Here is an 8333-nt window from a genome sequence, read left to right on the forward strand (position 1 = left end):
GCTGCTGCCGGGGCTCGCGGTGGACGGCCGGGGGATGCGGCTGGGGCGCGGGGGCGGGTCGTACGACCGGGTGCTGGCGCGGCTGGCGGAGCCGGCAGCGGCAGCAGAGCCGGCGGGGGCGGAGGGGCCGGCCGGGCTAGCGGGCGGCGGCGGGATCGGTGACGGGGACGGTGACCGCGGCACGGCCGGTGCCGGTGCCGGCGGGGGTGCCGCTCTCGTCGTGCTCCTCTACGACGGCGAGGTGCTCGACCGCGTACCCGCCGAGCCCCACGACCGCCCCGTGACCGCCGCGGTCACGCCCTCCGCGGTGCACCGCTTCCTGCCGCCGCAGCCGCAGCCGTAGCCGGCGGTCCGGGTCCCGCGCCCGCGCCGTCCGCACGTCCGCACGTCCGTCCGTACGGGCGCGGCTCACGGCGACAGCGTCATCGTGTCCTCCGCGGCCTCCTCCACCGCCTTGTCCGTGAACGGCCACTCGTACAGCTCGCCCTTCGCCCACGCCGTCGTCTGGTCCGTGTAGTGCGGGTGGAAGGCGTGTCCCGAGGCGCCGGAGAGGTTGACCCAGCCGGAGCCGTCGAGGTCCGCCAGGTCCACCACCATCCGCATGGACGGCACCCACAGCACGTCGTATCCGCCCGCCGCGTTCCAGCCGGTGGCGTTGACGGCGGCCTCGCCGCCGCTGAGGTTCCACGGGCCGCGGTTGAGCAGCCACTGCACGATCCCGGGGCCGTCGGTGCCCAGCGTCTGGTTGCGCAGCATCAGTTGGTGCAGCCGGCCCCAGGACCAGGTGTCGATGTCCTTGCCCAGCTCGGCGGTCAGCTCCCAGCGGGCGTCGTTCATGGCGTGTTCGAAGAGTTCGTCGCGGTTCTCGTCGAGGGGCTTGCCGTCGCTGTCGGTGGTCTGCCACCAGCTGTTGTCCTCGTCCTTGAGGATGCTCCGTACGACCTCGAACCACCGGTCCCCGCCGTCCGGCTGGGCGGCGTCGGCGTCGCGCTCGCCGCACTCGCGCACGGTGGCCGGGCCGTCCGGGTCGGCTGCCGGGTTGGCGGGGGGCACCCGCAGGCACTCGCCGTCCGGGCGCAGTTCCTTGGGCATCTTGTCGCCGAAGGCGAGCTTGAGGATGTTGCGCCAGACCGCGTTGAAGTACGCGGCGGCGGAGGAGTCGGTGTCCTGGCTGTAGTTCCAGTCCTTCAGCAGGTCCTGCGCCTCGCGCACCATCGGGTCGTCGATCTCGATCTTCAGCAGCAGCGGGGTGAGCAGCTCGGCGATCTCGCTGTGGTTGTCGAGCTGCATCGTGCGCATGTCGTCCGGGGAGATCTTCCCGCCGTCCTGGATCTTCTCTTCTATGAGGTCGGCGATGCGCTGGCTGCGGGTGCCGTAGCCGGGGTCGGTGGTGAGCAGGTAGGGGTAGTCGTTCTCGTTGACGACCGCCTGGTTGGCGGTGACGACGTAGCCGCGCTCGGGGTTCAGCTCCCAGGGCAGCGCGTCGAAGGGGATGTAGCCGTCCCAGGCGTACGCCGGGTTCCAGCCGGGCGCCGGCAGGCTGCCGTCGCCGCTGCCGCGCCGCGGGATCTTGCCGGGCGCCTGGTAGCCGATGTTGCCCTCCCTGTCGGCGTAGACGAGGTTCTGCGAGGGCACGGCGAAGTCCCGGGCCGCGTCGCGGAACTCCTCGAAGTCGCCGGCCTTGTTGATGCCGAAGACGGCGTCCATGGTGCTGGACGGGTCCAGGGCGGTCCAGCGCAGCGAGACGGCGTAGCCGTCGCCGCGGTCGGGCGCGGAGTTGCCGACGGGGGCCTCCTTGCCGACCTCGGCCAGCTCGTCGCTGCGGTCGGAGATCACGGGCCCGTTGCGCGTGGTGCGTACGGTGATGCGCTTGTCCTTGCCGTCCGCGACCTTGATCAGCTCTTCGCGGACGCCGAACTCGCGCGTCTTGCCGTCATACAGATAACCGTCGTCCTCGACCTTCTCCAGATACAGGTCGGCGACGTCGGCGCCGAGGTTGGTCAGCCCCCAGGAGATGTCGTCGTTGTGGCCTATGACGATCCCGGGCATGCCGGAGAAGGAGAAGCCGCTGACCTCGTACGGGCAGTCGTCGCTGACCCTGGTGCACTGCAGGCCCATCTGATACCAGACGGACGGCAGCTGCGCGGCCAGGTGCGGGTCGTTGGCGAGCAGCGGTTTCCCGGTGGTGGTCAGGTCGCCGGAGACCACCCAGGAGTTGGAGCCGATGCCGCTGCCGCTGGGGCCGAGGAGGGCGGGCACGTCGTCCATGGTCTTCGCCAGCGCGCCCATCTGGCTGCTGAGGCCCTGCGTGGCGGCACCGAACGTGCTCTGGGCGCCCTCGGGGTCGTAGCCGTCCTCGGTGGCGCTGCCGCCCGCCACGACGGGCTCGTTGCGCTTGTACGGGTACGGCGGGTAGAGGTCGGCGATCTCGCCCTCGTCGAAGCGCTGGGAGAGCAGCGAGCGGTCGATCTCGTCCTCGACGTTGGCCCGCAGGTCCCACGCCATCGCCTTCAGCCAGGCGACGGAGTCGACGGGGGTCCACTTCTCCGGCTCGTAGTCGTTGACGAACCCCAGGGCGGCGTACTCCACGGACAGGCCGGAGCCGCTGTGGTCCGCGAGGTAGGCGTTGACCCCGTCGGCGTAGGCGCGCAGGTACTTCTTCGTCTCCGCCGAGAGCTTGTCCTCGTACTCCTTCTGCGCCACCTCCCGCCACCCCAGTGTGCGCAGGAATTCGTCGGTCTCGACCTGATCCTCGCCGAACATCTCCGACAGCCGGCCCGACGTCATGTGCCGGCGGACGTCCATCTCCCAGAAGCGGTCCTGCGCGTGCACGAAGCCCTGCGCCCGGAAGAGGTCCTCGGCGGTGTCCCCGTAGAGCGTCGGCACGCCCCGGGCGTCGCGCTTGACCGTGACCGGCGAGGCCAGGCCGGGCAGCTTGAGCGACCCGGTGGTCTGCGGAAAGGAGTCGCGCACCGTGCTGACGGTCCAGAACGCGGCCGCGCCCAGGCCCAGCACGAGCGCGGTGGCGAGACCGATCGCGACGAAGATGAGGCGGCGCCGCCTCTTGCCTGCCGCACGGCCGTTCTCGTTGACGGGCATGCCTGTCCTTCTGGAGCCAGGTGAGCACTTGCTGGAGCAACCTTAGGCGCCCGGCCGGCGGGCATCGTACGGCCCCTGGACAGTCCCCGGAACAGCGGGCGCAGGGACACTCCGGGTAAATTCTCCGTCAAGCACGCAAAGGCGAGAGGGAGAACGCTGTCAGTCGAAGACCTCAACAAGCTCGCGCTCGTCGCCGCCCTGGTTCTCCTGGTCGCCGTCGCGGCGGTCCGGCTCGCGTCCCGCACCGGCCTGCCCAGCCTCCTGCTGTACATGGGCATCGGCGTCCTCGTCGGCGAGGACGGACTGTTCGGCTACGACTTCGACGACGTGGAGCTGACCCAGGTCTTCGGCTACGCGGCCCTCGCGCTGATCCTCGCGGAGGGCGGCCTCGGCACGAAGTGGCGTGAGATCAGACCGGCGCTGCCGGCCGCCGCCGTGCTGTCCACCGTGGGCGTCGCGGCGAGCGTCGGCGTGACGGCGGCCGGCGCGCACTACCTCGCCGGTCTGGAGTGGAAGCAGGCGCTCATCATGGGCGCCGTCGTCTCCTCCACGGATGCCGCGGCGGTGTTCTCTGTACTGAGAAGGGTGCCGCTGCCCAAGCGGGTCACGGGCGTGATGGAGGCCGAGTCCGGGTTCAACGACGCGCCCGTGGTCATCCTGGTCGTCGCCTTCTCCACCTCGGGCGACGTGTCCAGCTGGTATGTCCTTCTCGGCGAGATCCTGCTGCAGCTGGCCATCGGGGCGGCGCTGGGGCTGGCGATCGGCTGGCTGGGCTCCTTCGCGCTGCGGCACGTGGCGCTGCCGGCCTCCGGCCTGTACCCGATCGCGGTGATGGCCCTCGCCATGGTGGCGTACGCCGTCGCCGCGCTGGCGCACGGCAGCGGCTTCCTGGCCGTCTACCTGGCGGCGATGGTCCTGGGGAACGCGAAGCTGCCGCACTGGTCGGCCACCCGCGGCTTCGCCGACGGGGTCGGGTGGCTGGCCCAGATCGGGATGTTCGTGCTGCTCGGGCTGCTGGTGACGCCGCACGAGCTGGGCGACGACATCCTGCCGGCGGTGGTCATCGGACTGGTGCTGACGACGGTGGCGCGGCCGGTGTCGGTGATCGTGAGCCTGCTGCCGTTCCGCATCCCGTGGCGGGAACAGGCGCTGATGTCGTGGGCGGGCCTGCGCGGCGCGGTGCCGATCGTCCTGGCGACGATCCCGATGGTGAACGACGTCCCCGGTTCTGAACGCGTGTTCAGCATCGTGTTCGTGCTCGTCATCGTCTACACGGTGGTGCAGGGGCCGACGCTGCCGCTGGTGGCGCGGTGGCTGCGCCTCGGGGAGAAGGACGCGGCATACGACCTGGGCATCGAGTCGGCGCCGCTGGAGCGGCTGCGGGGGCACCTGCTGTCGCTGTCGGTGCCGGAGCGGTCGCGGATGCACGGGGTGGAGGTCGGCGAGCTGAGGCTGCCGCCGGGGGCGGCGGTGACGCTGGTCGTGCGGGACGGGGCGAGCTTCGTGCCGTCGCCGACGGACGCCCTGCGGCGGGGGGACGACCTGCTGGTGGTGGCCACGGACGAGGTGCGGGACGCGGCGGAGCAGCGGCTGCGGGACGTGGGGCGGGGCGGCAAGCTGGCGCGGTGGCTGGGCGGGACCGAGCGGCGGGAGGGGGAGGCGGGGCGATAGCCGGGGCGGTAGGCGGAGGCGGTACCCGGCGGCCGGCGGCGGTACGCGGCGGCATTGGGTATCGTCGGGGAGGAATTCGTACGATCAGTTGACTCTGTCTGATGCAGGGCCGGCGCCCCCGAGGGTGCGCACAGCGGACGGCTCTCGGTGCGCGGCGCACTACCAGGCAGCAGGAAGGACCGGGCCGTGTCGCGCCCGCCCCAGCCTTCGGCTTCTTCTTCGCCTTCTTCCTCGTCTTCATCTTCATCTTCTTCTGAGTTGCCCTCCGGTGGGCCGGTGGAGCCGACTCCGGGGGCGGCTGCCGACAGCGTGAGCGCGCGGCCGGGCTACCGGCAGCTGTTGCGGACGCCCGGCGCCCGGAGCTTCGTCCTCCCCGGCTTCGCCGCGCGGCAGCCGTTCGCCATGCTCACCATGAGCATCGTGCTGCTGGTGGAGCACACGTCGGGCTCGTACACGCTGGCCGGCACGGTGGCCGCCGCGGCCGGCCTGTCCATGGCGTTCTTCGCGCCGGTCAGCGGCACGCTCGCGGACCGCCACGGGCAGCCCGCCGTGCTGGTGCCGAGCGTGGTGCTGCACGCCGCCTCGGTGGCGTTGCTCAGCGTGCTCGCGCTGGCGGGCGCGCCGGGGTGGGCGCTGGTGGCGGCGGCCGTGCCGACCGGCGCCTCCATACCGCAGGTCGGGCCGATGGTGCGGGCCCGCTGGTCGCACCTGTTCGCCGCCGGGCCGGACCCGCGCACGCCGCTGCAGCACACGGCGACGGCGTTCGAGTCGGTGACGGACGAGTTCACGTTCGTCGTCGGGCCGGTGCTCGCCGCGGCGCTGTGCACGGGCGTGCATCCGGCGGCCGGGCTGGTGGCCGAGGGGACGCTGACGCTGGCCGGCGGACTGCTGTTCGCCGCACAGCGGCGGACGGCGCCGCCGGTGGGGCGCGGGGGGCGTGCAGGGCGCACGGGGCGTGGCGGGCGTAGGGGGCGCGCGGGGCGTGCGGGCGCGTACCGGGGGCGGCGGGCCCCGGCGCTGCGGGCGCCGGCGCTGCCGGTGCTGGTCGCGGCGTTCTTCGGGGTCGGTGCGGTCTTCGGCGGCATGCAGGTGTCCCTGACGGCGTTCAGCGAGTCGATCGGCCGGCCCGGGCTGAGCGGGATCCTGTACGGGGTCTTCGCCGCCGGCAACATGCTCGCCGGCGTGGCCATCGGCATGGTCCACTGGCGCGGCCCGGCGCAGCGGCGGCTGCTCGTCACGTACCCGCTGCTGGTCGTCACCGCCTCCGGGCTGTGGGCGGTCGCGGGCCTGGAGTCCGCCGCGGCGCTCGGCGGCCTCGGCCTCGCGGTCGGGGTGTGCATCGCGCCCGCGCTGATCACGGGCTTCACGCTGGCGGACGCGCTGGTCCCGAGGGAGGCGCGCACGGAGGCGTTCACGTGGCTGACGGGCGCCGTCGCGCTGGGGCAGGCCGCCGCGACCACGGCGGCCGGCCGGCTGGTCGACGGCCCGGGGGCGAGCGCCGGGTTCCTCGTACCGCTGGCGGCCACCGCGCTCGCGTGCGCCACACTGCTGCTGCTCCGGCGCCGGCTGCATCCCGCGGAGAGCCACGGAACGATCACGTTCCGTGGTGCCGGCCGTCCGGTACCCGCCTCGGTGGACTGACGGGCGGGAATGCTGCATGATGAAGCGTCGTTAGCACTCAACAGTTGAGAGTGCCAGGAGGAAGCACGTGCCGACCTACCAGTACCAGTGCACCGAGTGCGGCGAGGGCCTCGAAGCGGTGCAGAAGTTCACCGACGATGCCCTGACGGTGTGCCCCGCCTGCCAGGGGCGGCTCCGCAAGGTGTTCTCCGCGGTCGGCGTCGTCTTCAAGGGCTCCGGGTTCTACCGGACGGACAGCCGCAGCGGATCGGGCTCGGGCGGATCCGGGTCGGGCTCGGGCTCGGGCGAGAAGAAGGGTTCGGAGTCGTCGACTTCGTCGTCTTCTTCCTCCTCCTCGGAGTCCTCGTCTTCCTCCTCCTCGTCTTCTTCGGATTCGTCTTCTTCGTCGTCTTCGGCTTCGTCGTCTTCCTCGTCGTCGTCCAAGTCGTCCAAGTCGTCTAAGTCGTCCAAGTCCTCCAGCGGTACGTCCGCCGCCTGAAGGCGCCGGGCCGACTCCGGCTATCGTGACGGGCATGGCTGAGGCAGTGACAGAGCAGGCAGAGATCGGCGTCATCGGCGGGTCCGGGTTCTACTCGTTCCTTGAGGACGTCACGGAGATCGCCGTCGAGACACCGTACGGACCGCCGAGCGACTCGCTGTTCCTCGGTGAGATCGCGGGGCGCCGCGTGGCGTTCCTGCCCCGGCACGGCCGCAAGCACCACCTGCCGCCGCACCGGATCAACTACCGGGCCAATCTGTGGGCGTTGCGGTCCCTGGGCGTACGGCAGGTGCTGGGGCCGTGCGCCGTGGGCGGGCTGCAGCCGGAGCACGGGCCGGGCACCCTGCTCGTACCAGATCAGCTCGTGGACCGTACGAAGGCGCGCACACAGACGTACTACGACGGCGTGCAGCTGCCCGACGGCGCCACGCCGAACGTCGTGCACGTGAGCCTCGCCGACCCGTACTGCCCGACGGGGCGGGGGGCCGCGCTGAAGGCGGCGCACGAGAGCGGCTGGGAGGCGGTCAACGGGGGGACGCTCGTCGTCGTCGAGGGGCCGCGGTTCTCCACGCGGGCCGAGTCGCTGTGGCACCGGGCGCAGGGGTGGGCCGTGGTCGGGATGACCGGGCACCCGGAGGCGGTGCTGGCGCGCGAGCTGGAGCTTTGCTACACGTCGATGACGCTGGTGACGGACCTCGACGCGGGCGCCGAAACCGGCGAGGGCGTCTCCCACGAGGAGGTGCTTGAGGTCTTCGCGGCGAACGTGGGGCGGCTGCGGGACGTGCTGTTCGACGCGGTGGGGCGGCTGCCCGCGACGGCGGACCGGGACTGCCTGTGCGCGGGGGCGCTGGCGGGCATGGACCCGGGGTTCGAGCTGCCGTAAGGGCGGGCCCCTTGCCCCCTTGGCCCTGTGACCGCTTGGCCTTGTGACCCCTTGGCTCTGTGACCCCTTGGCTCTTTGGCTCGGGCGGGTCCGGGGCTGGCCCCTGCCCCAGGTGAGCCCGGGGCGACGATGTTGTCCACAACCGGGGAGTTATCCACAGGCTGGAGCGGGGCGGGCGGAGATCGGGCAGAGTCAGGGGCGTCACGGAACGCAACCGACTCGTCACGTGGGTGGTGACCGCCATGTCTGCCCTGGCCCGCTCTCTTCCCGGCCCCTCTCCGGCTCCCTCCTCCGACTCCCCTTCCCTGTCCCCGTCCCTCTCCCCGTCCCTGTCCCGCGCATCCGGCCTGGATACGGGCCCGGGCACCGGCTTTCGATACGGCGAGGGCGCCGCCGGGGGCGGCGGCCCGGACGCGGCGGTGCCGCCCGGCGGGGGCAGATCCCCGGCGGGACCGGTGCCGTTGCCGCGCGGGGCGCCGCCGCCGCGCGGGGTGCCGGAGTTCGAGCCGCAGCCCCCGGCTCGTCCGCCCGCGATTCCACCCCTGATCCCGCCCCCGACTC

Annotated in this window: 6 protein-coding genes; 5 read left to right on the forward strand and 1 reads right to left on the reverse strand. The window is 72.4% G+C overall.

Translation table 11 applies throughout. The features are described 5' to 3' along the window. Nucleotides 1–343, forward strand: a 343-nt coding sequence (locus ABD317_RS29880; protein WP_344293820.1) for a 5-formyltetrahydrofolate cyclo-ligase, incomplete at its 5' end; no start/stop codon positions are given. A gap of 65 nt (nt 344–408) precedes the next feature. On the opposite strand, the gene ABD317_RS29885 is transcribed toward ABD317_RS29880, so the two are convergent. Beyond that, nucleotides 409–3099, reverse strand: a complete 2691-nt coding sequence (locus ABD317_RS29885; protein WP_344293822.1) for a penicillin acylase family protein — start codon at nt 3097–3099, stop codon at nt 409–411. Nucleotides 3100–3255: 156 nt separating this feature from the next. Between ABD317_RS29885 and ABD317_RS29890 the strand changes: the two genes are divergently transcribed. The 4 genes from ABD317_RS29890 (at nt 3256) to ABD317_RS29905 (ending at nt 7772) form a co-directional block, all read left to right on the forward strand. Beyond that, nucleotides 3256–4770, forward strand: a complete 1515-nt coding sequence (locus ABD317_RS29890; protein WP_344293828.1) for a potassium/proton antiporter — start codon at nt 3256–3258, stop codon at nt 4768–4770. 336 nt (nt 4771–5106) lie between these two features. After that, the gene (locus ABD317_RS29895) at nt 5107–6411 is read left to right on the forward strand and encodes an MFS transporter (protein ID WP_344293830.1); all 1305 of its coding nucleotides are present in this window, start codon (nt 5107–5109) and stop codon (nt 6409–6411) included. A 67-nt stretch (nt 6412–6478) separates the two neighbouring features. Further along, nucleotides 6479–6889: an FmdB family zinc ribbon protein gene (locus ABD317_RS29900; RefSeq protein ID WP_344293824.1), complete on the forward strand. Its 411-nt coding sequence runs from the start codon at nt 6479–6481 to the stop codon at nt 6887–6889. Nucleotides 6890–6923: 34 nt separating this feature from the next. After that, nucleotides 6924–7772 (forward strand): S-methyl-5'-thioadenosine phosphorylase, encoded by an 849-nt coding sequence (locus tag ABD317_RS29905; protein WP_344293826.1) that lies wholly within the window; start codon nt 6924–6926, stop codon nt 7770–7772. Nucleotides 7773–8333: the final 561 nt, after the last annotated feature.

The sequence above is a fragment of the Streptomyces synnematoformans genome (assembly GCF_039531005.1).
Lineage (GTDB): Bacteria > Actinomycetota > Actinomycetes > Streptomycetales > Streptomycetaceae > Streptomyces > Streptomyces synnematoformans.